We start from the raw sequence: 25,947 nt of genomic DNA, 5'->3' as shown, positions 1-25,947 counted from the left end.
AGCGCACTATGAGTCAGAAAAATTTCGTTGAACTGCGCAACGTCTCCAAACGGTTCGGCAGCAACACGGTTATCGATAACATCACGCTCACCATCCCGCGGGGGCAAATGGTGACGCTGCTCGGCCCTTCAGGCTGCGGCAAGACTACCATTTTGCGCCTGGTCGCCGGGCTGGAGAAACCGAGCGACGGGCAGATCTTCATTGATGGCGAAGACGTCACCCATCGTTCCATCCAGCAGCGCGATATCTGCATGGTGTTCCAGTCTTACGCCCTGTTCCCGCATATGTCGCTGGGGGAAAACGTCGGCTATGGGCTGAAGATGCTCGGCATTCCGCGCGCCGAAGTGAAAGCGCGCGTGCAGGAAGCGCTGGCGATGGTGGATCTGGCGGGGTTCGACGATCGCTACGTCGATCAGATCTCCGGCGGCCAACAACAGCGTGTGGCGCTGGCGCGTGCGCTGATCCTCAAGCCGAAAGTGCTGCTGTTCGATGAGCCATTAAGCAACCTCGACGCCAACCTGCGCCGCAGCATGCGCGAAAAGATCCGCGAGTTGCAAAAGCAGTTTGATATCACGTCGCTGTACGTCACCCACGATCAGAGCGAGGCCTTTGCGGTCTCAGACACCGTGCTGGTGATGAACAAGGGGCATATCATGCAGATCGGTTCGCCGCAGGATCTCTATCGGCAGCCCGCGTCGCGCTTTATGGCGAGCTTCATGGGGGACGCCAACCTGTTCCCGGCCAGCTTCGGCGCCGATCATGTCGATATCAGCGGCTATCGCCTGCCGCGCCCCGCGCACTTTGCCGCCGAGGGCGCCGGCACGGTGGGCGTGCGGCCGGAAGCGATCACGCTGAGCGAGCACGGCGAGGAAAGCCAGCGCTGCGTGATCCAGCATGTCGCCTACATGGGGCCGCAGTATGAAGTCACGGTGGCGTGGCATGGGCAGCAGATTTTGCTGCAGGTTAACGCCACTCGCCTGCAGCCCAACGTCGGCGAACAGTATTATCTGGAAATACACCCCTACGGCATGTTTATGCTGGCGGACGCGGCATAATAAGCATCACTCTTAAGCGTTAGAATAACGGTCATTCCGCATGGAATGGCCGTAAATAACCGCCAAAAAGACCGTACTTATCTATTTTTACAATTCCATCCAAGTTCTTGTTCAGCCAAGAAATAAATACATCCTAATCCATTAAAAAATAACCACCAGGGCCACCAAGGGTGATATTTTTATTTAGATGGGGTAAGCTTAATCCCGCAGTCGAAATTATTTAACGGCCAACTCAAGGAGAAATTCATGAGCAACAATGCAAACGCACAGGCGCAGCTGGATAATTTACGTAACGTCGCTTCCCAGCTGAAGGAAATGCGCCACTATGCGCAGTCGAATACCGAGACGCTCTCCGCACATTGGCTGGCCTTCGATCAGGGGGAATGCAAAAATAAGGCATTCGCCGAAGCCATCAACGACCTGTTGAATAAACAGGGTGCCTGCCTGGAAGGGCTGGAAAAAACCATTCAGGATATCGAGATAGAATTAAACCGCCTCGATAAAGCCGCCTGATAATGCCGATTTTAAATAAACCCGCCGCGTGCGGGTTTATTTTTAGCTGCGACAGATGACTCGCGCAATATCCCCTGACGTCGTCAGCGCACGTATTTCGCTGAACAGTTCGGTGGCTTCGTCATATTCTTTACGCAAATACCCCAACCACTGTTTAATGCGCGCCACGTGGTAGAGACCGGTGTCACCCTGCTTTTCCAGATGGACGTATTTTTGCAGCAGTTCCACCACCTGCGGCCAGGGCATGCGCGGTTCGTTATACTTCACCACCCGGCTCAGGTTCGGCACGTTGAGCGCGCCGCGCCCCAGCATGATGGCGTCGCAGCCGGTCGCCTGCAGGCAATCCTGCGCGCTCTGGTAATCCCAGATCTCGCCGTTGGCGACAACCGGGATGCTCAGCCGCTGACGGATCTCGCCGATCGCCGCCCAGTTGATGCGATCCGCCTTGTAGCCATCCTCTTTGGTGCGGCCGTGCACCGTCAGCTCGCTGGCGCCCGCCTGCTGCACCGCATCGGCGATTTCAAAACTGCGGTTCGAAGAGTCCCAGCCCAGACGCACCTTCACCGTGACCGGCAGATGGGCCGGCACCGCCGCGCGCATCGCTTTGGCGCCCTGGTAGATCAGTTCCGGATCTTTGAGCAGCGTCGCCCCGCCGCCGCTGCCGTTCACCAGCTTGGACGGGCAGCCGCAGTTGAGATCGACGCCGTAAGAGCCCAGTTCCACTGCACGCGCGGCGTTCTCCGCCAGCCACTGCGGGTACTGCCCCAGCAGCTGTACGCGCACCTGTGTGCCCGACGGCGTGCGGCTGGCGTGACGCAGCTCCGGGCACAGCCGGTAGAATGACTTGGCCGGCAGCAGCTGATCGACCACGCGCAAAAATTCGGTGATGCACAGATCGTAGTCGTTCACTTCAGTGAGTAACTCACGCACCAAAGAATCGAGAACGCCCTCCATCGGAGCCAATAATACGCGCATGACCAATCCCAGCTAAAAAAGACCCGCAATGATACGGGTGAATGCCCGCGCCAGACAAGCCTCAGCGGGCATTAAAAATGCCGTCAGCCCAGCCGGCGGATCGGTTGGCCGGCGAGGAACGCCGCGATATCCTCGACCGCCTCGGTGAAGTAGGCGCGGTAGTTGTCGTCCGCCACGTAACCCACATGCGGCGTCGCCAGCACGTTGGGCAGCTGGCGAAACACGTCGTCGGCCGGCAACGGCTCCGTCTCGAACACGTCCAGCCCGGCGCCGGCGATCTTCCGCTGTTGCAGGGCGTCCGCCAGTGCCGCCTGATCGACGATACCCGCACGCGAGGTGTTGATCAGGTAGGCGGTGGGTTTCATCGCCGCCAATTCATCACGCCCCACCAACCCGCGGCTGCGATCGCTCAGCACCAGGTGAATGGAGACAAAGTCGCTCTGTTCGAACAGCGCCCGTTTGGACGGCGCCAGCAGGACACCCTCTTGCGCCGCCCGCTCCGCCGTCAGGTTCTGGCTCCAGGCCAGCACCCGCATGCCAAACGCCTGCGCTACCTTGGCCATCTGGCCGCCGATCTTGCCCAGCCCCAGCAGCCCCAGCGTTTTTCCTTGCAGCGTGACGCCTAAGCCCAGCTGCCACGGGCCGTTGTTCCGCAGCCCGACGCTTTCCGGCACGATATGCTTCGCCAGCCCGAGCAGCAGCGCCCAGGTCAGCTCCATCGGCGCGGCCGACCCGCTGGCGGTGCCGCACACCACCACGCCCCGCTCGGCGGCGGCGGCCAGATCGATAGAGGCGTTGCGCATGCCGGAAGTGATCAGCAGCTTCAGCTTCGGCAACCGCGCCAACAGCGAGGCGGTCATCGGCGTGCGCTCGCGCATGATGACCAGAATGTCGCACTCCTGCAGATGCACCGCCAGCTCCGCTTCATCGGTAAAGTGCGAGCTGATGGCCGACACCTCCACCCGATCGGCCAGCGCCGACCAGTCCGCCATTTTGAGCGCCACCTGTTGGTAATCATCGAGAATTGCGCACTTCAATTTCATCTCCGTCTCCTGGAATTAGGTTTAGCCACCGTCCAGCCTAGTACGAAAATGCCGTTCCGCCAGGCAAAAAAAAAGCCGCCCGTATCGGCGGCTTACTCTTTGAGCAATCAGGCTTATTCGGCCGGTTTGCGGCTGCGCGGGCGGCGCGAAGATGGCGCGCCGGAACGACGCTGGCCATCACCCTGCGGGCGGGCGTTACCGTTGCCGTTGCCACGGTTTTCACGCTGGCCGCCGTTACCGTTGCCACTGCGCTGACCGCCGCCGTTACCGGAACGCTGGCCGCCGCCGTTGCCGCGCGGTGCACCGCGCCCGCCACCCTGACGGCCGTTGATGATCGGCTCGGCCTTGATGGTCGGATCCGGATCGTAACCCGGCAGCGCGATACGTGGAATTTCACGCTTCAGCAGACGTTCGATGTCGCGCAGCAGTTTGTGTTCATCCACGCACACCAGCGAGATAGCTTCACCGGTACGCTCCGCGCGGCCGGTGCGGCCAATGCGGTGTACGTAGTCTTCCGGCACGTTAGGCAGCTCGTAGTTCACCACATGCGGCAGCTGGTCGATATCCAGACCGCGCGCCGCGATGTCGGTCGCTACCAGCACGCGAATGCGGCCGTCTTTGAAGTCGGCGAGCGCGCGGGTACGGGCACCCTGGCTCTTGTTGCCGTGGATCGCCGCGGCGGTGATGCCGTCTTTGTTCAGCTGTTCCGCCAGGTGGTTGGCGCCGTGCTTGGTGCGGGTGAACACCAGCACCTGTTTCCAATCGCCTTCGCCGATCATCTGCGACAGCAGTTCCCGCTTACGCTTCTTGTCGACGAAATGCACGCTCTGCTCGATCTGCTCGGACGCGGTGTTGCGGCGCGCCACTTCCACCGAAGCCGGGTTGTGCAGCAGCTTGTTGGCCAGCGCCTTGATGTCGTCGGAGAAGGTCGCGGAGAACAGCAGGTTCTGGCGCTTGGCCGGCAGCTTGGCCAGCACGCGGCGAATGTCGTGGATAAAGCCCATGTCCAACATGCGATCCGCTTCGTCCAGCACCAGAATTTCAATTTTGGACAGGTCAACCGCGTTCTGATGCTCCAGATCCAGCAGACGGCCCGGCGTCGCCACCAGGATGTCGACGCCGCCGCGCAGCTTCATCATCTGCGGGTTGATGCTCACGCCGCCAAACACCACCAGCGAACGCAGGCGCAGGTGTTTGCTGTAGGCATCGACGTTTTCGCCGATCTGCGCCGCCAGCTCACGGGTTGGCGTCAGGATCAGCGCGCGCACCGGGCGGCGGCCTTTGACCGGATGGTCATGCTTGCTCAGCAGCTGCAACAACGGCAGGGTAAAACCGGCGGTTTTACCGGTGCCGGTCTGGGCGCTGGCCATCAGGTCACGACCTTCCAGCACGACAGGGATAGCCTGACGCTGAATTGGCGTCGGTTCGCGATAGCCCTGTTCTTCAACAGCGCGCACAATTTCAGCACTTAAGCCGAGGGTTTCAAATGACATAAAGAGAAAAACTCCAGATCCCCCCTAACCTAACGGTGTTCGGTGCAGTTTCCTGGGAGGATGATCAGACGGGGCATTAAGCATGACCACGAGGGATTGGCACAAACTGCAGTGCACCAAGCGGCGATTGTAACAGAAGTCGCGCAATAAAAAGCACTTTTACGCGTAGAAAGCACAATCTGCCGTAAATTCAGCATTGTCTGAGACCGATCACATAACTCATTGTGGTTAGCGGTTGCGTTTTAGACAATCTGGCATAAAGTTAATCATATGATTGATTAACTTTGAGCGTGACCCATGCCAGCTTCCGTACCTCATCAGGCCGCCGGCCGGGCGCGCGGCGAGCAAACGCGCCGGCAGCTGCTCGCCGCGGCGACCGAACTGTTCGGCGAATACGGCCTGCAGGGCGCCACCACGCGCGATATCGCTCAGCGCGCCGGCCAGAACATCGCCGCCATCACCTATTACTTCAGTTCCAAAGAGGGGCTGTATCTGGCCGTTGCGCAGTCGCTCGCCGATTTCATCCAGCAGGCGTTCGCCCCGCTGGCCGAAGAGGCCGATCGCTTTGGGCAAGAAGCGCCCGAACACCACACACCCGATGCCGCGCTGCGCTTGCTGCAACGCGGACTGCTGGCTTTCAGCGCGCTGATGACTCAACCGCACACGCTGAACCTGAGCAAAATCATGTCGCGCGAACAGCTCGCCCCAACCGACGCCTACCCGCTGATCCACAGCCAGGTGATCGCGCCGATGCACGAGCGGCTGTGCCGCCTTCTGTCTGCCGCGACCGGCATTGACGTGCACGCCACTCGCCTGGTGCTGCATACCCACGCGCTGATCGGCGAGGTGCTGTCGTTCCGCGTGGCGCGAGAGACCATCCGCCGTCAGGCCGGCTGGCAGGAGATTGGTGAAAGTGAAGCCGCGCAGATCGCAGCGGTGCTGAGCGAACATATCGAGATTTTGGTTATTGGGCTGCGCCAACGCCATGGCGCGTAAATTCAGGCAGGGAGTGTTATGAACAAAAAACGTAGTGCCTTGATCGTGTTGCTAATTTTTCTGATCGCGGCCGCCGCTTACGCAGTCTGGCATTACCAACAGCAGCAGGATAAGCCGCTGACGCTGTACGGCAACGTCGATATCCGCACGGTCAACCTCGGCTTTCGCGTCGACGGCCGCCTGGCGTCGCTGACGGTGGATGAAGGCGATGCCGTTCAGCCGGGCCAGCTGCTCGGCAAACTGGACGATGCCCCCTACCGCAACGCGCTGCAGCAGGCCGAGGCCAACGTTGGCAGCGCGCGCGCCAAACTGTCGCTGCTGCAGGCCGGCTATCGCACTGAAGAGATCGCCCAGGTACAGTCAGAAATGGCGCAACGTCAGTCCGCCTTCGCCTACGCCGACAGCTTCCTGAAGCGCCAGCAAGGGCTGTGGGCGAAAAACGCCACGTCCGCCGACGCGCTGGAGGATGCGCGCACCGCCCGCAATCAGGCGCAGGCCAACCTGCAGGCGGCGAAGGACAAGCTGTCGCAATACCGCAGCGGCAATCGCCCGCAAGAGATTGAACAGGCCAAGGCCGACGTGGCGCAGAGCGAAGCGGCGCTGGCGCAGGCGCAATTGAACCTGCAAGACGCCACGCTGGTCTCCCCGTCCGCCGGCACGGTGCTGACCCGCGCGGTGGAGCCGGGCACCATGCTCGGCGCCGGCGGTACGGTGTTCACCCTGTCGCTGACCCGGCCGGTGTGGGTGCGCGCCTACGTCAACGAGACCAGCCTGAACCAGGCGGTGCCCGGCACCGAGCTGGAAATTTACACCGACGGCCGGCCCGACAAGCCTTACCACGGCAAGATCGGTTTCGTCTCGCCGACCGCGGAATTCACGCCGAAAAGCGTTGAAACGCCGGATCTGCGCACCGATCTGGTGTATCGCCTGCGGGTGATCGTCACTGATGCCGACGATGCGCTGCGCCAGGGCATGCCAGTCACCCTGCGCTTCGCCAAACCCTGAGGCCGGCCATGGAACAGGCGCACACCATCGAACTGGAAGGGTTGGAAAAACGCTTCCCGTCGCTTGAAAAACCGGCGGTCGCCAGCCTGACCACCACCCTGCGCAGCGGCGCGGTCATCGGGCTGGTCGGGCCGGACGGCGCCGGCAAAACCACCCTGCTGCGCATGCTGGCCGGGCTGCTGCAGCCCAGCAGCGGCAAATTGCGGGTCGCCGGGCTGGATCCGATCGCCGAGGATCGCCAACTGCACGCGATCCTCGGCTACATGCCGCAGAAGTTCGGGCTGTATGAGGATCTGACGGTAATGGAGAACCTGACGCTGTACGCCGATCTGCGCGGCGTTACCGGCGATCTTCGCCGCCAGACCTTCGAACGGCTGTTGAAATTCACCGATCTGACGCGCTTCACCGAGCGCCTGGCGGGCAAGCTGTCCGGCGGCATGAAACAGAAGCTCGGCCTGGCCTGCACGCTGGTAGGCGAACCTCAGGTGCTGTTGCTGGACGAGCCGGGCGTCGGCGTCGATCCGATCTCGCGCCGCGAGCTGTGGCGCATGGTGCACGAACTGGCCAACGACGGCATGTTGATCCTGTGGAGCACCTCCTATCTCGATGAGGCCGAGCAGTGCCGCGAGGTGCTGCTGCTCAACGAGGGCGAACTGCTGTTCAGCGGTGCGCCGCAGGATCTGACCCAACGTATGGCCGGGCGCACGGTGTTGATCGCCGCGCCGCCCGGCAGTCATCGCGCCTTGCTGCAACGGGCGATCTGCCTGCCGTCGGTCACCGACGGGGTGATCCAGGGAAAATCTCTGCGCCTGATCCTGAAGGAGGGCGAGGATCACCGCCAACTGCTGCAGGCGCTGGATCTGCCGGACGCCGAACTCGACGAGGCGGATCCACGCTTCGAAGATGCGTTTATCGATCTGCTCGGCGGCGGCCCCAACCACCGCTCGGCGCTGGCGGAGATCATGCCGACCGTCAACGGTGAAAGCGGCGAAACCGTGATCGAAGCGGTGCAGCTGACCAAAAAATTCGGCGACTTCGCCGCCACCGATCACGTCGACTTTCAGGTGCGGCGCGGTGAAATTTTCGGCCTGCTCGGCCCGAACGGCGCCGGTAAGTCCACCACCTTTAAAATGATGTGCGGTCTGCTGGTGCCGTCCGAAGGTAAAGCGCTGGTGCTGGGGATGGATCTGAAGACCAGCTCCGGCAAGGCGCGCCAACGGCTCGGCTACATGGCGCAAAAATTCTCGCTGTACGGCAACCTGACGGTGGCGCAGAACCTGAAATTCTTCTCCGGCGTCTACGGCCTGAGCGGCAAGGCGCAACGCGATAAAATCGATGAAATGTCCCGCGCCTTTAACTTCGCGCCGATCCTCGCTCAAACGCCGGACGCGCTGCCGCTCGGCTTCAAGCAACGCCTGGCGCTGGCCTGCGCGCTGATGCACGAACCGGACATTCTGTTCCTCGACGAACCGACTTCCGGCGTCGATCCGCTGACGCGGCGCGAGTTCTGGTTGCACATCAACGGCATGGTCGACAAAGGCGTCACGGTGATGGTGACCACCCACTTTATGGACGAGGCGGAGTACTGCGACCGCATCGGCCTGGTGTACCGCGGCAAGATCATCGCCGCCGGCACCCCGGACGACCTCAAACAGCAGGTGGCGCGCGACGATAATCCCAATCCTTCAATGGAACAGGCATTTATCGAGCTGGTACAGGGCTACGACAAGGAGGAAACGCGGTGAGCGACAACCGATCCCCAATCGACGGCGGCGGCTTCTCCTGGCGCCGGCTGCGCGCGCTGTGCCTGAAGGAGACGCGGCAAATACTGCGTGATCCCAGCAGCGGCCTGATCGCCTTCGTCATCCCGCTGATGTTGCTGTTTATCTTCGGCTACGGCATCAATCTCGATTCCAGCAAACTGCATCTGGGTATCTTGATGGAGCAACAGAGTGAAGACGCGCGCGATCTGGCCCATGCCTTCGCCGGCTCGCCCTATATCGAACCAACCATCAGCGATAACCGCCAGCAGCTGATTCAGCAAATGCAGGCCGGCACGATCCGCGGTCTGGTGGTGATCCCGGTGGATTTCGACCAGCGCATGGCGCGCCCGCATGACAGCGCACCGATCCAGGTGATCACCGACGGCAGTGAACCGAACACCGCCAACTTTGTGCAGGGCTACGCCCAAGGCGTTTGGCAAATTTGGCAGCAGCAGCGCGCCGCCGATAGCGGGAGCAGCGACAAGCCGCTGATCGACGTGCAAATGCGTTACTGGTTCAACCCGGCGGCCATCAGCCGGCACTACATCATTCCCGGTGCCATCACCATCATCATGACGGTGATCGGCGCCATCCTCACTTCGCTGGTGATCGCCCGCGAGTGGGAGCGCGGCACCATGGAAGCCTTGCTGTCCACCCAGGTGACCCGCAGCGAACTGCTGCTCTCGAAGCTTATTCCCTACTATTTCCTCGGTATGTTCGCCATGGCGCTGTGCATGGCGGTGGCGGTCTGGGTGCTCGGCGTCCCCTACCGCGGCTCGCTGCCCATTCTGCTGCTGATAAGCAGCCTGTTCCTCGCCAGCACCCTCGGCATGGGCCTGCTGATCTCCACCCTCACCCGCAATCAGTTCAACGCGGCGATGGTGGCGCTGAACGCCGCCTTCCTGCCTTCGATCATGCTGTCGGGCTTTATCTTCCAGATCGACAGCATGCCGGCCATCGTGCGCGCGGTGACCTACATCATTCCGGCGCGCTACTTCGTCAGCACGCTGCAAACGCTGTTTTTGGCGGGTAACGTCGGCACCGTGCTGGCGATCAATCTGCTGTTCCTGATCGCTTCCGCCGTGGTGTTCATCGGCCTGACGGCCTGGAAAACCCAGCGCCGGCTGGATTGAGGAGAAAGAGCGATGTTTCATCGTCTGTTGACGCTCATCATCAAGGAAATGCAGGCGCTGCTGCGCGATCCGCAAACCCGCGCCATTTTAATCATGCCGGTGATCCTGCAGGTGCTGCTGTTCCCGTTCGCCGCGACGCTGGAAGTCACCAACGCCACCATCGCGGTCTACAGCGAGGACAGCGGCCAGTCCTCGGTGGAGTTGACCCAACGCTTCGCCAAGGCCAAGGCCTTTCAACACGTGCTGTTGCTGCGCAGCCCGCAGGAGATAAAAGCTACCATTGATAACCAACGGGCGCTGCTGCTGATCCGCTTCCCGGCGCAGTTCTCGCGCGATATCGCCGCCGGCAACACCGCGCCGCTGCAACTGCTGCTCGACGGGCGCAACTCCAACAGCGCGCAAATCGCCGCCAACTACGTACAGCAGATCGTGCAGGAATATCAGAACGAGCTGCTCGGCAGCCGTGCCAAACCCAACAACAGCGAGCTGGTGGTGCGCAACTGGTATAACCCGAATCTGGACTACAAATGGTTCGTGGTGCCGTCGCTGATCGCCATGATCACTACCATCGGCGTGCTGATCGTCACCTCGCTATCGGTGGCGCGCGAACGTGAACAGGGCACGCTGGAACAGCTGCTGGTCTCACCGCTTACCACCTGGCAAATCTTTATCGGCAAGGCGGTGCCGGCGCAGATCGTCGCGATGTTCCAGGCTTCAATCGTGCTGCTGATCGGCATTTTCCTGTACCGGATCCCATTCGCCGGATCGCTGCTGTTGTTCTACGCCACCATGTTGATCTACGGGCTGTCGCTGGTGGGGTTCGGCCTGCTGATTTCGTCACTGTGCGCCACTCAGCAGCAGGCATTCATCGGGGTGTTCGTGTTCATGATGCCGGCGATCCTGCTCTCGGGTTACGTCTCGCCGGTGGAGAACATGCCGGTATGGCTGCAGGATCTGACCTGGGTGAACCCGATACGCCACTTCACCGACATCACCAAGCAGATCTACCTGAAGGACGCCAGCTTCGACATCATCTGGCACAGCCTGTGGCCGCTGCTGGTAATCACCGCCACCACCGGCAGCGCCGCCTATGCGCTGTTCCGCCGCAAAATCGCATAAAAAAAGCTCTGCATGTCACATGCAGAGCTTTTTGATCGCCAGATACCTTATAGTTTGAAAAACAAAGGATTTAGCGACGGTTGCCGAAGATACGCAGCAACATCAGGAACAGGTTGATGAAGTCGAGATACAGCGTCAACGCGCCAACGATGGCGTACTTGCGGAAGCCGTCTTTATCATCGGCATTCAGCTGCTCGCCCATCGCCTTGAGTTTTTGCGTGTCGTAGGCGGTCAGGCCGACAAACACCACCACCCCGATGTAGGTAATCGCCCACATCAGCGCGGTGCTCTTCAGCCAGATGTTCACCAGCGAGGCCAGCACGATGCCGATCAGCGCCATGAACAGCATGCTGCCGAAGCCGCTCAGATCGCGTTTGGTGGTGTAGCCGTACAGGCTCATGGCGCCGAACATGCCGGCGGTAACCACGAAGGTGCTGGCGATCGAGCTGTAGGTGTAAACGATGAAAATGCTCGACAGCGTCAGCCCGGTCAGCGCCGAGTACAGCATGAACAGAGAAGTAGCCACCGTGCCGCTCAGGCGGTTGACCATGCCGGAAATCACAAACACCAGTGCCAGCTGAGCGATGATCAGACCGAAGAAAATAAGCTGGCTAGAGAATATAAATGCTTGTAGCTGTTGATTTTGTGCGACATACCAAGCAACGAACGCCGTCAGCAGCAGACCACAAGCCATCCAGCCGTAAACCTGCGCCATGTAGGCCTGAATGCCGCTGTTAGCACGTTCGACGATTGAACCATTAGAGCGTGGATATCGGTCCATGACGGTTACCTTTTGCGTTGTAAACAAGATTCCGAAGCCCCGCGAGCGGGGCTTCGCCTGCTATAAGCGTACCACAGAATATGCCGTGCGAAAGCGGCAAAGGTATTGATTTGTTTCCGCTGTTGACGCGCTATTTAGCCGCTTTTTGCCAGCGCTGCGCCGCCTGACGATCGCTGTCGCGGGCGTCCACCCAACGATCGCCCTGGCCGGTGGCTTCGCGCTTCCAGAACGGCGCGCGGGTCTTCAGGTAGTCCATGATGAACTCGCTGGCGGCGAACGCCATGCTGCGGTGCGCACCGGTCACGCCGACAAACACGATCTCGTCGCCGGGATACAGCGCGCCGACGCGGTGGATCACCGTCACGCGCTGCAGCGGCCAACGGCTGCGCGCCTCGGCCACGATCTCCGCCAGCGCCTTCTCAGTCATGCCGGGGTAGTGTTCCAGCGTCAGCGCGCTGACGTCGTCGCCCAGATTATGGTTGCGCACCTTGCCGGTGAAGGTCACCACCGCGCCGTCGGCGTCGCACTGCGCCAGCCACTGATACTCGTCGCCGACGTTGAACGGCGCTTCGCCCACGCGAATGCGGGTGTTTTCCATGTTTACCCCCCCGTGACCGGCGGGAAGAAAGCCACTTCATCGCCGGCGCGCAGCGGATGGTCCGCCGCCACCAGCGACTGATTGACCGCCGCCAGCAGCTTGCCGGACTCCAGCGCCAACGCCCAGCGATCGCCGCGCGCACACAGCGCCTGACGCAACGCCTCAACGGTGGGATAATCCGCCGGCATCGACAGACCGCCGGTGCCCACCAATTCGCGCACCTGCGCGAAGAAAAGAATATCGATCATGCGTTCACCTTAAAATCGCCGGATTTGCCGCCGCTTTTCGCCAGCAGGCGCACCGGGCCGATCACCATGTCTTTCTGTACCGCTTTGCACATGTCATAGATGGTCAATGCCGCCACCGAGGCGGCGGTCAGCGCCTCCATCTCGACGCCGGTTTTGCCGGTCAGCCGGCAGCAGGTTTCGATGCGCACCCGGTTGTGCTGCGTCTGCGCCTCCAGCTGCACTTCGACCTTGCTCAGCATCAGCGGGTGGCACAGCGGGATCAGCTCCCAGGTGCGCTTGGCCGCCTGAATACCGGCGATGCGCGCCGTGGCGAACACGTCGCCCTTGTGATGGCTACCGTCGACGATCATCGCCAGCGTGGCGGGCAGCATCTCGACGAAGGCTTCGGCGCGCGCCTCGCGCACCGTTTCCGCCTTGGCGGAAACGTCGACCATATGGGCTTCGCCGGCGGCGTTAATGTGGGTTAGCTGTGTCATGACTCAGGGCTTCTTCAAATGGGGCTGGAAGTTGCACGGCCGATGGCGCGCGTCCAACTGCTCTTCGATAATCCGCTCCCAGGCGGTGCGGCAGGCGCGGGTAGATCCCGGCATGGCGAAAATCACCGTGCGGTTGGCCAGGCCGGCCAGCGCGCGCGACTGGATCGTCGCGGTGCCGATCTCTTCGTACGACACCATGCGGAACAGTTCGCCGAACCCCTCCACCTCTCTGTCGAACAGCGGCAACAGCGCTTCCGGCGTGTTGTCGCGGGCGGTAAAACCGGTGCCGCCGGTGATCAGCACCGCCTGCACGTTGTCATCGGCGATCCAGGCGGAAACCCGCGCGCGGATCTGGTAAATGTCATCTTTGACGATGGCGCGATCCACCACCTGATGGCCGGCTTCCTGCGCCGCTTCCTGCAGGTATTGGCCGGAGGTATCCTCCGCCGCGCCGCGACTGTCAGACACGGTCAGTATGGCGATGTGCGCCGCAATAAATTCGCTGCTCGCATGGCTCATGGTTCAATAAGCTCCTATTGGCTGTCAGCCGCCGATAAACGACAGGTTCTGGGTAATCCCGCTGTTGCCCTGATGCAGGAAATGGGTCTGCTTCTTGCTCAGCAGCCCGCGCTGGATGCGCGCCTTCAGCGCGTCGAGCTGGCCGTCGTCCGCCAGCAGATCGCGCAGGGGCACGCCCTGCTCGCCGAACAGGCACAGGTGCAGATTGCCGATGGAAGAAACGCGCAGTCGGTTGCAGCTGGCGCAGAAGTCTTTTTCGTACGGCATGATAAGCCCCACCTCGCCCTGATAGTCCGGGTGGCTGAACACCTGCGCCGGGCCATCGCTGCGGCCGCGCGCCTGGCGCTGCCAGCCCTGCTGCTCCAGCTGCTGGCGAATCACTTCGCCGGAGACGTGGTGTTTGCGAAACAGCTCGCCGCCCTCGCCGGTTTCCATCAGTTCGATAAAGCGCAGCTGAATCGGCCGATCCTTGATCCAGGCGAGAAAGGCGCCGAGCTGCTGGTGGTTAACGTCGCGCATCAGCACTGCGTTGACCTTGACCTTGCTGAAACCGGCGCTAAAGGCGGCGTCGATACCGTCCATCACCTGGCGGAACTTATCCTGACCGGTAATGGCGTGAAACTGGCGCGGATCCAGGCTGTCAACGCTGACGTTGATCGCCGTCAGACCGGCGTCACGCCAGGCGGCGACGTCGCGCGCCAGCCGGTAGCCGTTGGTGGTGACCGCCAGCGTGCGAATGGCCGGGTTTTCCCGCACGGCGGCGATGATCTCGGTAAAATCGCGGCGCAGCGAAGGCTCGCCGCCGGTCAGGCGCACCTTTTCGGTGCCCAGCTCGGCGAACGCGCGGCTGACACGGCGGATTTCATCCAGCGACAGGAAGCTTTTCGGGCTGCCGCTCGGCTTGTAGCCATCGGGCAGACAATAGGTGCAACGAAAATTGCACACGTCGGTGATCGACAAGCGCAGGTAATAGAACTTGCGCTCATAAGCATCAATGAGTTGCGGTACCATAACACCTTTCCAAAGTCGGGAGATGCGAGCGTTTCCCCTCTGCACCCTGGTGGCTGACTTCGCCACGGCCCAGGCGCCATATCGTTCCTGATGAACAACGTAGGCGCAGGGGCTAGGAGTTTGATTTCTCTTTCCGCTACCTTAAGTAGCCGGAACGAAACCGTGGTTTTCAACAGAATTCTAGCGCTAATCGGTAACGATAGCCAACGCGTAAATTCGCTATATAATTGTCTATACAGCGTTTTTAGACGCCGTGTATTCGGGTAAACCATGATAAACATCGCTTGCGCGGACGAATTGACCGGAATCACGCAAATGACACTCTTATCGCGTTTTTACGCCGGATCCGCTACCTTATGCGGGCAGTTCAGCCCCTTTGTAAGGAAATTTATGCGTAATCGTACCCTGGCCGATCTCGACCGCGTGGTGGCGTTAGGCGGCGGACACGGCCTGGGCCGTGTCATGTCGGCCCTGTCGTCCTTAGGCTCACGCCTGACCGGCATCGTCACCACCACCGACAACGGCGGCTCCACCGGCCGTATCCGTCGTTCGGAAGGCGGCATTGCCTGGGGCGATACCCGTAACTGTCTCAACCAGCTGATCACCGAACCGAGCGTCGCCTCGGCGATGTTCGAATACCGCTTCAGCGGCAACGGCGAACTGGCCGGCCACAACCTCGGCAACCTGATGTTGAAAGCGCTGGATCACCTGAGCGTGCGCCCGCTGGAAGCGATCAACCTGGTGCGCAGCCTGCTGAAGGTGGACGCCGCGCTGATCCCGATGTCGGAACAGCCGGTGGATTTGATGGCGCACGATCACGAAGGCAACCATGTTTACGGTGAAGTGAATGTCGATCAGCTGACCCATATGCCGCAGGAGCTGATGCTGTCGCCGCCGGTCAACGCCACGCGCGAAGCGCTGGACGCCATCGCGCAGGCCGACGTGATCCTGATCGGGCCAGGCAGTTTCCTCACCAGCCTGATGCCGCTGCTGCTGCTGGACGATCTCACCCAGGCGCTGCGCCGCAGCAGCGCCAGCATGATCTATATCGGCAACCTCGGCCGCGAGCTGAGCGTGGCCGCCGCGGCGCTGTCGTTAAAGGATAAGCTGACGCTGATGGAAGATAAGATCGGCCGCCCTATGATCGACGCGCTGATCGTCGGCCCGGCGGTGGACGCCAGTGAAGTGCAGGATCGGGTGGTGATTCAACAGCCGCTGGAAGCGAGCGACATCCCCTACCGCCACGATCGCCAGCTGCTGCGTCAGGCGCTGGATCAGGCGCTGGTGGAGCTGGCCGCCCGCCGCTGACCGAATTTAGCCGTCGCGCCCGCGCAGCCAGGGGTTATCGCTGGCCGGGGCGGGATGGCTGACCATATCGATATACAAATCTTCCACCTCTTTGCGCGCCCAGGGCGTACGGCGCAAAAACTTCAGGCTGGACTTGATGCTCGGATCGCTGCGGAAACAGTTGATGCGAATGCGCTCGCCCAGCTCGGACCAACCGTAGTGATCCACCAGTTTATTCAGCAGTTGCTCCAGCGTTACGCCGTGCAGCGGGTCTTTAGACTGGTGTTGGTTCATGTTCGGTACTCTCGCGGTCAGATCGGGCCGCACACCATAACAGCTTTGACGCGGCCGACAAGGAATTTTGACGCCCGCAGCGCAGGCGCCGCCAAACGATCAGGAAATCGCGATGAACTGCTCGCGCAGCTGATGGATTTCGTCGCGCAGCGCCGCCGCCTGTTCGAACTCCAGGTTCTGCGCGTGAGTGTACATCTGCGCCTCCAGATCGCGGATCTTCTGATCCAACGCTTTCGGCGTAAGGTTCTGAAGCTGAGTGCCGCTTTCCGCCGCCTTGCCCTTGCCTTTGCCCTTGGCGCGATTGACCGGTTGGCCGATCTGCAGGATATCGCCGATCTTCTTGTTCAGCCCTTGCGGCACGATGCCGTTGGCTTCGTTGTACGCCTGCTGCTTGGCGCGGCGCCGCTCGGTTTCGCCGATCGCCTTGGCCATTGAATCGGTGATGCGATCGCCATACAGGATCGCCTTGCCGTTCAGGTTACGCGCCGCGCGGCCGATGGTCTGGATCAGCGAACGCTCGGAGCGCAGGAAGCCTTCCTTGTCGGCGTCCAGAATCGCCACCAGCGACACCTCAGGCATGTCGAGCCCCTCACGCAACAGGTTGATGCCCACCAGCACGTCAAACTCGCCCAGACGCAGATCGCGGATGATTTCGACCCGTTCCACGGTATCGATGTCCGAGTGCAGATAGCGCACGCGCTCGCCATGCTCTTCCAGGTATTCGGTCAGATCTTCCGCCATGCGTTTGGTCAGGGTGGTCACCAGCACGCGCTCGTTGATCGCCGCGCGCTTGCGGATCTCGGAGAGCAGATCGTCCACCTGGGTGGCGACCGGCCGCACCTCGACGATCGGATCCAGCAACCCGGTCGGACGCACCACCTGATCGATCAGATCGCCGCCGGATTTCTCCAGCTCATATTTGCCCGGCGTCGCGGAGACATAGATGGTCTGCGGTGCCAGCGCCTCGAACTCCTCGAAGCGCAGCGGGCGGTTATCCAGCGCCGACGGCAGGCGGAAACCGTATTCCACCAGCGTTTCCTTACGCGCGCGGTCGCCCTTGAACATCGCGCCGATCTGCGGAATGGTGACGTGGGATTCGTCGACCACCAGCAGGCCGTCCGCCGGCAGGTAATCGAACAGCGTCGGCGGCGGTTCACCCTCGGCCCGGCCGGACAGGTAGCGCGAATAGTTTTCGATGCCCGAGCAGTAACCCAGTTCGTTCATCATCTCCAGATCGAACTGGGTGCGCTGCGTCAGGCGCTGCTCTTCCAGCAGCTTGTTGTTGGCCAGCAACACCTTGCGGCGGTCCGCCAGATCGACCTTGATCTCTTCCATCGCCTGTATGATCCGCTCGCGCGGCGTGACGTAGTGCGACTTAGGGTAAATGGTAAAACGCGGCACCACCTGCTCGATCTGCCCGGTCAGCGGATCGAACAGCGACAGCCGTTCCACTTCTTCATCGAACAGCTCGACGCGCAGCGCCAGCTCGTCCGATTCCGCCGGGTAAATGTCGATCACCTCGCCGCGCACGCGGAAGGTGGCGCGCTGGAAGGCCTGATCGTTGCGGGAATACTGCAGCTCCGCCAGCCGGCGCAAAATGGAGCGTTGATCGATGATCATGCCCTGGGTCAGATGCAGCATCATCTTCAGGTAAAGATCCGGATCCCCCAGGCCGTAGATCGCCGACACCGACGCCACCACCACCACGTCGCGCCGTTCGAGCAGCGCCTTGGTGGCGGAAAGACGCATCTGCTCGATGTGCTCGTTCACCGACGCGTCTTTTTCAATGAAGGTGTCGGAGCTCGGCACGTAGGCTTCCGGCTGGTAGTAGTCGTAGTAGGAGACGAAGTACTCCACCGCATTCTCCGGGAAAAACTCTTTCATCTCGCCGTACAGCTGCGCCGCCAACGTCTTGTTCGGCGCCAGCACCATGGTCGGCCGATTTAAATCGGCTATCACGTTGGCGATGGTGAAGGTCTTGCCCGAACCGGTGACCCCCAGCAGCGTCTGGTGCGCCAGGCCGTCTTCCAGCCCCTCTTCCAGCTTGCGGATGGCTTCCGGCTGATCGCCGGCCGGTTTGAATTCAGAATGCAGTTTGAACAGTTTACTCATGGCTCGGCTACCCTGTGGAGATGCGCGCGCTCAGGCGGCCAGCCGGCTCTGCGCCGGGCATGGCCCCTAATTATGGAAAGTGTCGGCGATTTGCGCCAGTGCCCATGATACTGGATATAAAACCAGCTTCAAGCGGATTCGTCGCTGCGCCCGGCGTGGCGAGCGCGTCATTGCACCGTGGCGTTACAGTCGGGTGACATTTTTATTGTCAATAACAGATTTATCCCCAGAACTTGCCGCAAATTAACTTATTGATAGCACCGCGGCGAAAAATCATACATAGAAGCGCGAACAATACCCTTGCGTCTTGATTTTAATTAACCTATTGATATTTAATTAATTTAATAAAAAGACGAGAATGCGGACAAAGCGAACAGAACCCGCGTCCGCTCTCGCTTTACAGCGTTTTTCTAAATCTAATACACAAGGTTATCCACAGGAATAGTGGATAACTCTCACCGCCCCGCCCGTGGCGGGAGTTACAGAAAGAAAGCTTTTCGCCCTTTACACTCGCCAAAATGCCTTTTTTAGTTATTTTTTCATAAAAATATCGCTTTGTTTATGCCGATTAATACTAAAAATCCCCATTGCCAAAATCGCATTGTCCCCTTTCGCCCCGATCGTTCTTGACGGCGGCGCAACGCCTTGCACCACGCCCACCTCGGGGAGCACCACAAGAGTGCAAAAAACGTTCGGGTTAACTTCCCCGCGTATTTTCGAGCCGCCGCGGCGCCGCCCGTCAGGCCCGACCGGCGGTTAACAAGACGATAACAACCTGCCATTTTCATCCGACGACAAAACTGGCCTGGGAGTTGCTTTATCTTTCTGCGTGCATACCGGGTGCGGCAGCATAATGCGCTGCCCAGTGCCCCATCCCGGCGTCGCACTATCCTTCGTAAAAGCGCGAGAACGACACCAAGTCGTCATAAGCGTCGCTTTTCACGACATATTGACTGTCATTCCGTCCACCGCTAACCGTGTTCGGGCATCGGACGGACGGCATTTTGTTCCAGGCATTGCCACACTCGGGAAATCAGCCGCCAAAGCGGCCTTTGCAGCAACCCGCCAACGGGTGGAATGGGCGTCGATGAGGAGAATGCCAAATGCTGAGCCTGAGATCGGTCAATCAATTTTACGGGCAGAACCACATCCTGTGGGACATCAATCTGGAGCTGCCGCGCGGCCAGTGCACCGTGCTGCTCGGGCGCAACGGCGTGGGCAAAACCACGCTGGTCAACTGTATCGTGGGGCACTTGCCGGTGGTGAGCGGCAGCATGACCTGGCAGCCGGCGGATGAGCCGCCGCAAAACCTGCTGTTGCAGCCGATGGAGCGCCGGGCCGCGCTGGGCATCAGCCACGTGCCCCAGGGGCGGCAACTCTTCTCGCAGCTGAGCGTGGAAGAGAATCTGCAGGTGGCGCAGATGGCCGTGCGCGGCGCTCCTCGCCGCATTCCGCCGCTGATCTACAGCCTGTTCCCCAACTTGCGCCAGATGCGCGCCCGCCGCGCCGGCGATCTGTGCGCAGGCGCCCAACGCCAGCTGGCCATCGGCCGTGCGTTGGCCCAGGAACCGGCGCTGCTGATCCTCGACGAACCGACGGCGGGCGTGCCGCCTTCGATCGCCGCCGACATCGGCAACGTGATCCGCAGGCTCAACTATGAGTTGGGCATGACCATTTTGTTGGTAGAACATCAGCTGCCGTTCGTGCGCCGGGTGGCGGATCGCTTTTGCCTGCTGGATAGCGGGCGCACAGTGGCGCACGGCGCGCTGGCGCAGCTGGATGAGGCGCTGATCGGCGTCGGTCTGGCGGGACAGGACGGAGGATGAGGGAGCGAGGCTCCCTCATTGAGAGTTTATAACAGGCTGATATCCAGATATTGTCCCAACGGCGCCCGTTCGGCCTGCGGCAGGTGCGGGATTTCGCCCAGCAGCGGCGCCGGCAGCATGCGGCGCAGCGTGGCCAGGTATTCCTGATGCCGTCGCCCCGGCGGTGCCACGTCGTTGGCGATCCAACCGGCCAGCGTCAGCCCCGCCTGTTGCACCGCCTGCGCCGTCAACACCGCATGGTTGATGCAGCCCAGTTTGATACCCACCACCAGGATCACCGGCAGCTGCTCCTGCTGCACCCAGTCGGCGAAGGTGTACTGCGCCGACAACGGAGTAAACCACCCGCCGGCGCCTTCGACCAATACCCAGTCGGCGCGCTGTTCCAGCCGGCGCAGGCCGTCGGACAGCCGCGCCGCGTCGATCGGCCGGCCTTCATCGGCGCTAACGATATGCGGCGAAGTCGGTTCGGCAAAAACGTAAGGGTTCACTTCGTCGTACCCCAGCGCCACGCCGCTGTTGGCCTGCAGCGCCAGCGCGTCGCCGTTGCGCAGCCCCTCGGTGGTCATCTCGCTGCCCGAGGCCACCGGCTTATAGCCGGCGCTGCGGTAGCCCGCCAGATTGGCGGCCTGCAGCAAGGCGCTGCTGGCGACAGTTTTCCCGACCTCGGTGTCGGTGCCGGTCACGAACCAACGTTTAATCACGATAAATCACTCCATAAGCCAGATGATAGCTGAGCGGGAACTGCCCCTGCCGGTACGGGTAAGCCGCCTGCAAAGCGGCGAGACGGCCGCGCGACATCAGGCCGCCCTCGCGTCCCTGGTGCAGATGCGTCGCCCCGATGCCCTTAAGCGAACGCATCAGCGTCATCACGTCCGGGTAATTCAGGGTGCGCAGCTCCGTCACCAGCTCGTGTCGATAGTCGGCGCAGGCGGCGCGGATCTGCGCCAGCGGCAGGAAGGCGTTCACGTGGCGCTCGCCATCCACCTGTTGCCAGGCGTCCCCCAACTCCTGCAGCGATCCCGCCGCCAGCGTGGAGAACAGGATCACGCCGCCGGGCCGGGTGACGCGATACAGCTCCGCCAACGCCGCGGGCAGATCGCTGCACCACTGCACCACCAGGCTGCTGAAACAGATGTCCATCGCCGCGTCGGGCAACGGCACCTGCTCGATATCGCCCAGCAGATAATGGTGCGCCGCCTGTTGCTGGCGGGCGAATGCCAACATCCCTGGTGCCAGATCGAGCGCCGTCACCTGCTTGCCGCGCTCGCGCCACCGGCGGCTGAAATAGCCGGTGCCGCAGCCGGCGTCCAGCAGCCGTTCGCCCGGATGAGCGCTGCCCATCTCCAGTAAGCGCTCGCCAACGTCACGCTGCAGCACGGCGGCGGCGTCGTAGCTGCCTGCCGCGCGGCTGAAAGCCGAGGCGACCGCCTGTTTGTTCACCCTGTCATTGGCTGACGTCATGCAATACCTCCAGCAGACGATCGATATCCTGCGGCTGATGCGCCGCCGTCAGGGTAATGCGCAGCCGCGCGCCGCCCGGCGGCACCGTCGGCGGACGAATGGCGCTCACCCACAATCCGCGCTCGCGCAGCCTTGTCGCCAAATCGAGCGTGCGCTGATTGTCCCCTACCAGCAGCGGCTGGATGGCGGTGTCGGAGTCCGTCAGGGTCAGCGCCAGCGGCGCCGCCCCCTGGCGGAAGCGCCGAATGTTGTCCTGCAGTCGGGCGCGCAGTTCATCGCCCTCTCGAATGCAGGCCAGCGCCGCCTGCAGCGCGCAGGCCTGCGCCGGCGGCATCGCGGTGCTGTAAATCAGATGGCGGGCGAACTGCAGCAGGTACTCGGCGGTCGCCTCATCGCACAGCACCGCCGCGCCGCTGACGCCGAACGCCTTGCCAAAGGTCGCCACCAACAGTTCAGGGCGCACGCCCTGCTGCCAGCAGCTGCCGCGGCCTTGCTCGCCGCGCACGCCGACGCCGTGGGCATCGTCCACCATCAGCCAGGCGCCCGCCGCACGGGTTAAACGATGCAGTTCCGCCAACGGCGCGCCGTCGCCGTCCATGCTGAACACCCCTTCGGTCACCGCCAGCCGCTGCCCGTCGCAGGGTTTGGCCAACAGATCCGCCAATACCTGCGGCTGATTGTGCTGGAAGCGGCGCAGCTCGGCCGGCGACTGCGCCGCCGCCTCCAGCAGCGAGGCGTGGCTGAGACGATCGGCCAAAATGCGATCGCCTTTCTGCATCAGCGCCGCCAACACCGCCTGATTGGCGGCATAGCCGGAAATGAACAGCAGCGCGCGCGGATAACCGAGCCACTCCGCCAGTTGCTCTTCCAGCGCCTGATGCGCCGCGCAAAAGCCGGTAACGTGGCCCGAACCGCCGCTGCCGACGCCGTAACGCTGCGCGCCCTGCTGCCAGGCGGCGATCACCCGCGCATCCTGGCTCAGCCCCAGATAGTCATTGCCGGAGAAATTCAGGTAGAGACGATCGCCAAGCCGGATCTGGCGGCCATTGCCGCCCTCGGTGGCCTGTCGGCGACGGTAGGCGGCGTTCAAACGCCGCTCCGCCAGCGCCTGCTCGATACGTTGTGACCAGCTCATCACGGCGCCGCGTTGTAAAACTCGGCGGTATCGGCATTCAGCAGCTGCTTAGCCAGCACCTGCTGTTGCTGGTTGTCGCCGTGTTCGGTGGCGGTCTGCTGCGGGTTCAACCCCAGCTTGCGGAACAGCTGCAGGTCTTTGTCTTCTTCCGGGTTCGGCGTGGTCAGCAGCTTGCAGCCGTAGAAGATCGAGTTGGCGCCGGCCATGAAGCACATCGCCTGCGTCTGTTCATTCATCTGTTCACGACCGGCGGAGAGACGGACATAAGAGGCCGGCATCATGATGCGCGCGACTGCGATGGTACGGATGAAATCGAATGGATCGACATCGTCGTTATCCGCCAGCGGCGTACCTTTCACCTTCACCAGCATGTTGATCGGCACGCTCTCCGGCGGCTTAGGCAGGTTGGCCAGCTGCACCAGCAGCCCGGCGCGGTCGCGCACCGTTTCTCCCAGCCCGACGATGCCGCCGGAACAGACTTTGATGCCGGCGTCGCGCACCTTGTCGAGCGTATCCAAACGTTCCTGGTAGCTGCGGGTAGTGATGATGCTGCCGTAGAACTCCGGCGAGGTGTCGAGGTTATGGTTGTAGTAATCCAGCCCGGCCTCCGCCAACCGCTCGGCCTGGGTGCCATCCAGCGTACCCAGCGTCATGCAGGTTTCCATGCCCATCGCTTTCACGCCCTGCACCATCTGCTGCAGATAAGGCATGTCGCGCTCGTGCGGGTTCTTCCACGCCGCGCCCATGCAAAAACGGGTCGAGCCGTTCGCCTTGGCCTTGCGCGCCGATTCCAGCACCTGCTCGACCTGCATCAACCGCTCCGACTCCAGGCCGGTTTTGTAGCGCGAGCTCTGCGGGCAGTATTTGCAGTCTTCCGGGCAGGCGCCGGTCTTGATCGACAACAGCGTGCTGACCTGCACCTGACGCGAGTCGAAGTGCTGGCGGTGTACGGTTTGCGCTTCGAACAGCAGTTCAAGCAGAGGTTTATCAAACAGGGCCTGGGCTTGCCCTACTGTCCAGTGAATGCGGTCGGCCATCATGGCGTCTCCAAAACGAAAAAGTGTCGCCAGTTTAAATATTGTGGATATACTGTCAACCAATCTTAATTCAATTTGGTTTACAAGTATGTCCGTGACCGCTTCCGACCTGGCGTTCGACCAACGTCATATCTGGCACCCCTACACTTCCATGAGCCGCCCGCTGCCCTGTTATCCGATCGAGTCGGCCAGCGGCGTCGAGCTGCAGCTGGCCGACGGCCGGCGTCTGGTGGACGGCATGTCCTCCTGGTGGGCGGCGATCCACGGTTACAACCATCCGCACCTGAATCAGGCCGCCAGCCAGCAGCTGGAAAAGATGTCGCACGTGATGTTCGGCGGTATTACCCATCCGGCCGCCATCTCGCTGTGCCGCCGGTTAGTGGAGATGACGCCGGAAGCGTTGCAGTGCGTGTTCCTGGCGGATTCCGGTTCGGTGGCGGTGGAAGTGTCGCTGAAGATGGCGCTGCAGTACTGGCAGGCGCGCGGTGAGCGGCGGCAGCGCATCCTGACGCTGCGCCACGGCTATCACGGCGATACCTTCGGCGCAATGTCGGTCTGCGATCCGGACAACTCGATGCATAGCCTCTATCAGGGCTATCTGGCACCGCATCTGTTCGCCACCGCGCCGCAGTGCCGCTTCGACGAAGAATGGCGTGAAGAGGACATCGCCCCGTTCGCCGCGCTGCTGGAGCAGCACGCCGGTGAGGTGGCGGCGGTGATCCTGGAGCCGGTGGTGCAAGGCGCCGGCGGCATGCGCATCTACCACCCAACCTACCTCAAGAGGGTACGCGAGCTGTGCGATCGTCATCAGGTGCTGCTGATCGCCGACGAGATCGCTACCGGCTTCGGCCGCACCGGCAAGCTATTCGCCTGCGAACACGCGCAGGTGGTGCCGGACATTCTCTGCCTGGGCAAGGCGCTGACCGGCGGTTACATGACCCTCTCCGCCACTCTGACCACCCGCCACGTGGCGGAGACCATCAGCAACGGCGCAGCCGGTTGCTTCATGCACGGGCCGACCTTTATGGGCAACCCGCTGGCCTGCGCGGTGGCGGACGCCAGCATGGCGCTGCTGGCGGAAAATCGCTGGCAGGCACAGGTGAGCGCCATCGAAGCCCAGCTGAAGCAGGAACTGCTGCCGTTAGCGGCGCTGCCGAAGGTGGCGGACGTGCGGGTGCTGGGGGCGATTGGGGTGGTGGAGATGCGCGAACCGGTGGATGTCGCCGAACTGCAGCGCGGGTTCGTCGAGCGCGGGGTGTGGATCCGGCCGTTCGGCAAACTGATTTACCTGATGCCGCCTTACATCATCGAAGCGGAACAGCTCAGCCGCCTGACCGCAGCCGTGGCCGCAGCCGCGCGCTGACCCCTACCAATGCTGGTCCAGATAGCGGGCCAGCAGCCCCAGGCACAGCAGCCAGAGTAAAATGATCATCGCCGCCGCCATGCGGCCGGTGGGATTATCGACGCGCTGTTGCGCCTTCTCGCGCAGCTCGGCCATCAGCGGCTTGGGGATCAGGCGCACCGCCAGCATGATGCCCAACGGCACGATGATCACATCATCCAGATAGCCCAATACCGGAATGAAGTCCGGGATCAGATCGATCGGCGAGATCGCATAGCCGGCCACCAGCAGCGCGATCAGCTTGGCGTACCACGGGGTGCGGCGATCGCGGGCCGCCAGCCACAGCGCATAGATATCGCGCTTGATGCTTTTGGCCCAACGGCGCAGCCAGCCAAACCACGGCGTGCGTTTTTTCAGTGAAATCATGGTTATTTCATATAGGAACGTAAGACGGTCATCAATTGCTCGATGTCTTGCTCACGCTGCTGCGGCGTGGCGTCCGCAGCAGCCAAGTGTTCGCGCACGTGCCCTTCCAGCACCTGCGCCATCAAACCGTTGACCGCGCCGCGCACCGCCGCAATCTGCTGCAGAATAGCAGAACACTCACCGCCGCTTTCCAGCGCGCGCTCCAGCGCTTCGGCCTGCCCTTTAATGCGGCGCACCCGCGCCAACAGCTTCTTTTGATCTCTGATGGTATGACTCATCATTTCCGCCTGATTGTTATT

Annotated in this window: 27 protein-coding genes and 1 riboswitch; of the genes, 10 read left to right on the top strand and 17 right to left on the bottom strand. The window is 61.8% G+C overall.

The window, feature by feature from the left end; genetic code table 11:
• Positions 1–8: 8 nt before the first annotated feature.
• A complete protein-coding gene (gene fbpC / locus GKN89_RS07690) occupies positions 9–1,055 on the top strand; it encodes a ferric ABC transporter ATP-binding protein (protein ID WP_154746714.1) in 1,047 nt (348 codons plus the stop codon).
• Between the two features lie 246 nt (positions 1,056–1,301).
• Positions 1,302–1,568, top strand: coding sequence for a hypothetical protein (locus GKN89_RS07685; protein ID WP_049201133.1), 267 nt, complete (start codon positions 1,302–1,304; stop codon positions 1,566–1,568).
• Positions 1,569–1,610: 42 nt separating this feature from the next.
• On the opposite strand, the gene dusC is transcribed toward GKN89_RS07685, so the two are convergent.
• From dusC to rhlE, 3 genes are all read right to left on the bottom strand, one after another.
• Positions 1,611–2,543 carry a tRNA dihydrouridine(16) synthase DusC gene (gene dusC, locus GKN89_RS07680; RefSeq protein WP_025160021.1) on the bottom strand — a complete coding sequence of 311 codons (933 nt, stop codon included), beginning with the start codon at positions 2,541–2,543 and terminating at the stop codon, positions 1,611–1,613.
• Between the two features lie 83 nt (positions 2,544–2,626).
• Positions 2,627–3,586 carry a D-2-hydroxyacid dehydrogenase family protein gene (locus GKN89_RS07675; protein WP_154746713.1) on the bottom strand — a complete coding sequence of 320 codons (960 nt, stop codon included), beginning with the start codon at positions 3,584–3,586 and terminating at the stop codon, positions 2,627–2,629.
• A gap of 113 nt (positions 3,587–3,699) precedes the next feature.
• Positions 3,700–5,079: an ATP-dependent RNA helicase RhlE gene (gene rhlE / locus GKN89_RS07670; RefSeq protein ID WP_154746712.1), complete on the bottom strand. Its 1,380-nt coding sequence runs from the start codon at positions 5,077–5,079 to the stop codon at positions 3,700–3,702.
• A gap of 297 nt (positions 5,080–5,376) precedes the next feature.
• Between rhlE and cecR the strand changes: the two genes are divergently transcribed.
• The 5 genes from cecR to GKN89_RS07645 are packed head-to-tail and all read left to right on the top strand — an operon-like array spanning position 5,377 to position 11,095.
• The gene (gene cecR, locus GKN89_RS07665; protein WP_154746711.1) at positions 5,377–6,075 is read left to right on the top strand and encodes a transcriptional regulator CecR; all 699 of its coding nucleotides are present in this window, start codon (positions 5,377–5,379) and stop codon (positions 6,073–6,075) included.
• A gap of 18 nt (positions 6,076–6,093) precedes the next feature.
• Positions 6,094–7,080, top strand: coding sequence for a secretion protein HlyD (gene hlyD, locus GKN89_RS07660; protein WP_154746710.1), 987 nt, complete (start codon positions 6,094–6,096; stop codon positions 7,078–7,080).
• Positions 7,081–7,088: 8 nt separating this feature from the next.
• Complete coding sequence (locus GKN89_RS07655) at positions 7,089–8,825, top strand: ATP-binding cassette domain-containing protein (RefSeq protein WP_154746709.1); 1,737 nt, start codon at positions 7,089–7,091, stop codon at positions 8,823–8,825.
• Positions 8,822–9,976 (top strand): ABC transporter permease, encoded by a 1,155-nt coding sequence (locus GKN89_RS07650; RefSeq protein WP_211129931.1) that lies wholly within the window; start codon positions 8,822–8,824, stop codon positions 9,974–9,976. The genes GKN89_RS07655 and GKN89_RS07650 overlap by 4 nt, the downstream gene beginning before the upstream one ends.
• A gap of 12 nt (positions 9,977–9,988) precedes the next feature.
• Entirely contained in the window at positions 9,989–11,095 is a 1,107-nt protein-coding gene (locus GKN89_RS07645; RefSeq protein WP_154746708.1) for an ABC transporter permease, read from the top strand.
• A 70-nt stretch (positions 11,096–11,165) separates the two neighbouring features.
• Here the strand turns inward: GKN89_RS07645 and GKN89_RS07640 are convergent, their stop codons facing one another.
• The 6 genes from GKN89_RS07640 to moaA all read right to left on the bottom strand — a co-directional run bounded on the left by GKN89_RS07640 (position 11,166) and on the right by moaA (position 14,728).
• Positions 11,166–11,876, bottom strand: a complete 711-nt coding sequence (locus tag GKN89_RS07640; protein WP_025160022.1) for a Bax inhibitor-1/YccA family protein — start codon at positions 11,874–11,876, stop codon at positions 11,166–11,168.
• Positions 11,877–12,006: 130 nt separating this feature from the next.
• The gene (gene moaE / locus GKN89_RS07635) at positions 12,007–12,474 is read right to left on the bottom strand and encodes a molybdopterin synthase catalytic subunit MoaE (RefSeq protein ID WP_019453984.1); all 468 of its coding nucleotides are present in this window, start codon (positions 12,472–12,474) and stop codon (positions 12,007–12,009) included.
• 2 nt (positions 12,475–12,476) lie between these two features.
• Complete coding sequence (gene moaD, locus GKN89_RS07630; protein WP_019453985.1) at positions 12,477–12,722, bottom strand: molybdopterin synthase sulfur carrier subunit; 246 nt, start codon at positions 12,720–12,722, stop codon at positions 12,477–12,479.
• Positions 12,719–13,198 (bottom strand): cyclic pyranopterin monophosphate synthase MoaC, encoded by a 480-nt coding sequence (moaC, locus tag GKN89_RS07625; RefSeq protein WP_019453986.1) that lies wholly within the window; start codon positions 13,196–13,198, stop codon positions 12,719–12,721. Before moaC ends, moaD begins: the two co-directional genes overlap by 4 nt.
• A gap of 3 nt (positions 13,199–13,201) precedes the next feature.
• The gene (moaB, locus tag GKN89_RS07620) at positions 13,202–13,717 is read right to left on the bottom strand and encodes a molybdenum cofactor biosynthesis protein B (protein WP_019453987.1); all 516 of its coding nucleotides are present in this window, start codon (positions 13,715–13,717) and stop codon (positions 13,202–13,204) included.
• A 24-nt stretch (positions 13,718–13,741) separates the two neighbouring features.
• Positions 13,742–14,728, bottom strand: coding sequence for a GTP 3',8-cyclase MoaA (gene moaA / locus GKN89_RS07615; protein WP_154746707.1), 987 nt, complete (start codon positions 14,726–14,728; stop codon positions 13,742–13,744).
• Positions 14,715–14,859, bottom strand: a riboswitch (molybdenum cofactor riboswitch). Its footprint overlaps the gene before it by 14 nt.
• A 259-nt stretch (positions 14,860–15,118) precedes the next feature.
• Between moaA and yvcK the strand changes: the two genes are divergently transcribed.
• Positions 15,119–16,036, top strand: coding sequence for a uridine diphosphate-N-acetylglucosamine-binding protein YvcK (gene yvcK, locus GKN89_RS07610; RefSeq protein WP_019453989.1), 918 nt, complete (start codon positions 15,119–15,121; stop codon positions 16,034–16,036).
• Positions 16,037–16,042: 6 nt separating this feature from the next.
• Here yvcK and GKN89_RS07605 read toward each other — a convergent pair whose 3' ends face one another.
• Entirely contained in the window at positions 16,043–16,309 is a 267-nt protein-coding gene (locus GKN89_RS07605; protein WP_019453990.1) for a VF530 family DNA-binding protein, read from the bottom strand.
• 99 nt (positions 16,310–16,408) lie between these two features.
• The gene (gene uvrB, locus GKN89_RS07600) at positions 16,409–18,421 is read right to left on the bottom strand and encodes an excinuclease ABC subunit UvrB (protein ID WP_019453991.1); all 2,013 of its coding nucleotides are present in this window, start codon (positions 18,419–18,421) and stop codon (positions 16,409–16,411) included.
• 1,103 nt (positions 18,422–19,524) lie between these two features.
• Between uvrB and GKN89_RS07595 the strand changes: the two genes are divergently transcribed.
• A complete protein-coding gene (locus GKN89_RS07595) occupies positions 19,525–20,247 on the top strand; it encodes an ATP-binding cassette domain-containing protein (RefSeq protein ID WP_019453992.1) in 723 nt (240 codons plus the stop codon).
• Between the two features lie 26 nt (positions 20,248–20,273).
• Here the strand turns inward: GKN89_RS07595 and bioD are convergent, their stop codons facing one another.
• Genes bioD through bioB form a run of 4 tightly spaced genes read right to left on the bottom strand, consistent with a single transcriptional unit; the run spans position 20,274 to position 23,880 of the window.
• The gene (gene bioD / locus GKN89_RS07590; RefSeq protein ID WP_370520177.1) at positions 20,274–20,948 is read right to left on the bottom strand and encodes a dethiobiotin synthase; all 675 of its coding nucleotides are present in this window, start codon (positions 20,946–20,948) and stop codon (positions 20,274–20,276) included.
• Positions 20,941–21,708: a malonyl-ACP O-methyltransferase BioC gene (gene bioC, locus GKN89_RS07585; protein WP_154746706.1), complete on the bottom strand. Its 768-nt coding sequence runs from the start codon at positions 21,706–21,708 to the stop codon at positions 20,941–20,943. Before bioC ends, bioD begins: the two co-directional genes overlap by 8 nt.
• Positions 21,692–22,843, bottom strand: coding sequence for an 8-amino-7-oxononanoate synthase (gene bioF / locus GKN89_RS07580; RefSeq protein WP_154746705.1), 1,152 nt, complete (start codon positions 22,841–22,843; stop codon positions 21,692–21,694). Before bioF ends, bioC begins: the two co-directional genes overlap by 17 nt.
• The gene (gene bioB / locus GKN89_RS07575; RefSeq protein ID WP_154746704.1) at positions 22,843–23,880 is read right to left on the bottom strand and encodes a biotin synthase BioB; all 1,038 of its coding nucleotides are present in this window, start codon (positions 23,878–23,880) and stop codon (positions 22,843–22,845) included. The genes bioF and bioB overlap by 1 nt, the downstream gene beginning before the upstream one ends.
• Positions 23,881–23,968: 88 nt before the next feature.
• On the opposite strand from bioB, the gene bioA reads away from it, so the two are divergent.
• On the top strand, positions 23,969–25,243 hold the full coding sequence (bioA, locus tag GKN89_RS07570) for an adenosylmethionine--8-amino-7-oxononanoate transaminase (protein WP_154746703.1): 1,275 nt from the start codon (positions 23,969–23,971) through the stop codon (positions 25,241–25,243).
• A 3-nt stretch (positions 25,244–25,246) separates the two neighbouring features.
• Here bioA and GKN89_RS07565 read toward each other — a convergent pair whose 3' ends face one another.
• Together GKN89_RS07565 and GKN89_RS07560 are read right to left on the bottom strand one after the other, a co-directional pair.
• On the bottom strand, positions 25,247–25,648 hold the full coding sequence (locus GKN89_RS07565) for a YkvA family protein (protein WP_019453998.1): 402 nt from the start codon (positions 25,646–25,648) through the stop codon (positions 25,247–25,249).
• Positions 25,649–25,650: 2 nt separating this feature from the next.
• Positions 25,651–25,926, bottom strand: a complete 276-nt coding sequence (locus GKN89_RS07560) for a metal/formaldehyde-sensitive transcriptional repressor (RefSeq protein WP_019453999.1) — start codon at positions 25,924–25,926, stop codon at positions 25,651–25,653.
• Positions 25,927–25,947: the final 21 nt, after the last annotated feature.

This window comes from Serratia sp. YC16 (assembly GCF_009707615.1).
GTDB classification, from domain to species: domain Bacteria; phylum Pseudomonadota; class Gammaproteobacteria; order Enterobacterales; family Enterobacteriaceae; genus Serratia; species Serratia surfactantfaciens.
This window is presented reverse-complemented; position numbering and strand designations above follow the sequence as displayed.

What these genes read in the sequence shown, in the direction of transcription:
- moaC (WP_019453986.1), bottom strand. Translation starts at nt 13,198, where the DNA reads ATGACACAGCTAACCCACATTAACGCCGCCGGCGAAGCCCATATGGTC.
- moaD (WP_019453985.1), bottom strand. Translation starts at nt 12,722, where the DNA reads ATGATCGATATTCTTTTCTTCGCGCAGGTGCGCGAATTGGTGGGCACC.
- bioF (WP_154746705.1), bottom strand. Translation starts at nt 22,843, where the DNA reads ATGAGCTGGTCACAACGTATCGAGCAGGCGCTGGCGGAGCGGCGTTTG.
- moaE (WP_019453984.1), bottom strand. Translation starts at nt 12,474, where the DNA reads ATGGAAAACACCCGCATTCGCGTGGGCGAAGCGCCGTTCAACGTCGGC.
- moaB (WP_019453987.1), bottom strand. Translation starts at nt 13,717, where the DNA reads ATGAGCCATGCGAGCAGCGAATTTATTGCGGCGCACATCGCCATACTG.
- uvrB (WP_019453991.1), bottom strand. Translation starts at nt 18,421, where the DNA reads ATGAGTAAACTGTTCAAACTGCATTCTGAATTCAAACCGGCCGGCGAT.
- GKN89_RS07560 (WP_019453999.1), bottom strand. Translation starts at nt 25,926, where the DNA reads ATGAGTCATACCATCAGAGATCAAAAGAAGCTGTTGGCGCGGGTGCGC.
- fbpC (WP_154746714.1), top strand. Translation starts at nt 9, where the DNA reads ATGAGTCAGAAAAATTTCGTTGAACTGCGCAACGTCTCCAAACGGTTC.
- GKN89_RS07655 (WP_154746709.1), top strand. Translation starts at nt 7,089, where the DNA reads ATGGAACAGGCGCACACCATCGAACTGGAAGGGTTGGAAAAACGCTTC.
- hlyD (WP_154746710.1), top strand. Translation starts at nt 6,094, where the DNA reads ATGAACAAAAAACGTAGTGCCTTGATCGTGTTGCTAATTTTTCTGATC.
- GKN89_RS07675 (WP_154746713.1), bottom strand. Translation starts at nt 3,586, where the DNA reads ATGAAATTGAAGTGCGCAATTCTCGATGATTACCAACAGGTGGCGCTC.
- bioA (WP_154746703.1), top strand. Translation starts at nt 23,969, where the DNA reads ATGTCCGTGACCGCTTCCGACCTGGCGTTCGACCAACGTCATATCTGG.
- dusC (WP_025160021.1), bottom strand. Translation starts at nt 2,543, where the DNA reads ATGCGCGTATTATTGGCTCCGATGGAGGGCGTTCTCGATTCTTTGGTG.
- bioB (WP_154746704.1), bottom strand. Translation starts at nt 23,880, where the DNA reads ATGGCCGACCGCATTCACTGGACAGTAGGGCAAGCCCAGGCCCTGTTT.
- GKN89_RS07685 (WP_049201133.1), top strand. Translation starts at nt 1,302, where the DNA reads ATGAGCAACAATGCAAACGCACAGGCGCAGCTGGATAATTTACGTAAC.
- yvcK (WP_019453989.1), top strand. Translation starts at nt 15,119, where the DNA reads ATGCGTAATCGTACCCTGGCCGATCTCGACCGCGTGGTGGCGTTAGGC.
- moaA (WP_154746707.1), bottom strand. Translation starts at nt 14,728, where the DNA reads ATGGTACCGCAACTCATTGATGCTTATGAGCGCAAGTTCTATTACCTG.
- GKN89_RS07645 (WP_154746708.1), top strand. Translation starts at nt 9,989, where the DNA reads ATGTTTCATCGTCTGTTGACGCTCATCATCAAGGAAATGCAGGCGCTG.
- GKN89_RS07595 (WP_019453992.1), top strand. Translation starts at nt 19,525, where the DNA reads ATGCTGAGCCTGAGATCGGTCAATCAATTTTACGGGCAGAACCACATC.
- GKN89_RS07605 (WP_019453990.1), bottom strand. Translation starts at nt 16,309, where the DNA reads ATGAACCAACACCAGTCTAAAGACCCGCTGCACGGCGTAACGCTGGAG.
- bioC (WP_154746706.1), bottom strand. Translation starts at nt 21,708, where the DNA reads ATGACGTCAGCCAATGACAGGGTGAACAAACAGGCGGTCGCCTCGGCT.
- cecR (WP_154746711.1), top strand. Translation starts at nt 5,377, where the DNA reads ATGCCAGCTTCCGTACCTCATCAGGCCGCCGGCCGGGCGCGCGGCGAG.
- GKN89_RS07565 (WP_019453998.1), bottom strand. Translation starts at nt 25,648, where the DNA reads ATGATTTCACTGAAAAAACGCACGCCGTGGTTTGGCTGGCTGCGCCGT.
- rhlE (WP_154746712.1), bottom strand. Translation starts at nt 5,079, where the DNA reads ATGTCATTTGAAACCCTCGGCTTAAGTGCTGAAATTGTGCGCGCTGTT.
- GKN89_RS07640 (WP_025160022.1), bottom strand. Translation starts at nt 11,876, where the DNA reads ATGGACCGATATCCACGCTCTAATGGTTCAATCGTCGAACGTGCTAAC.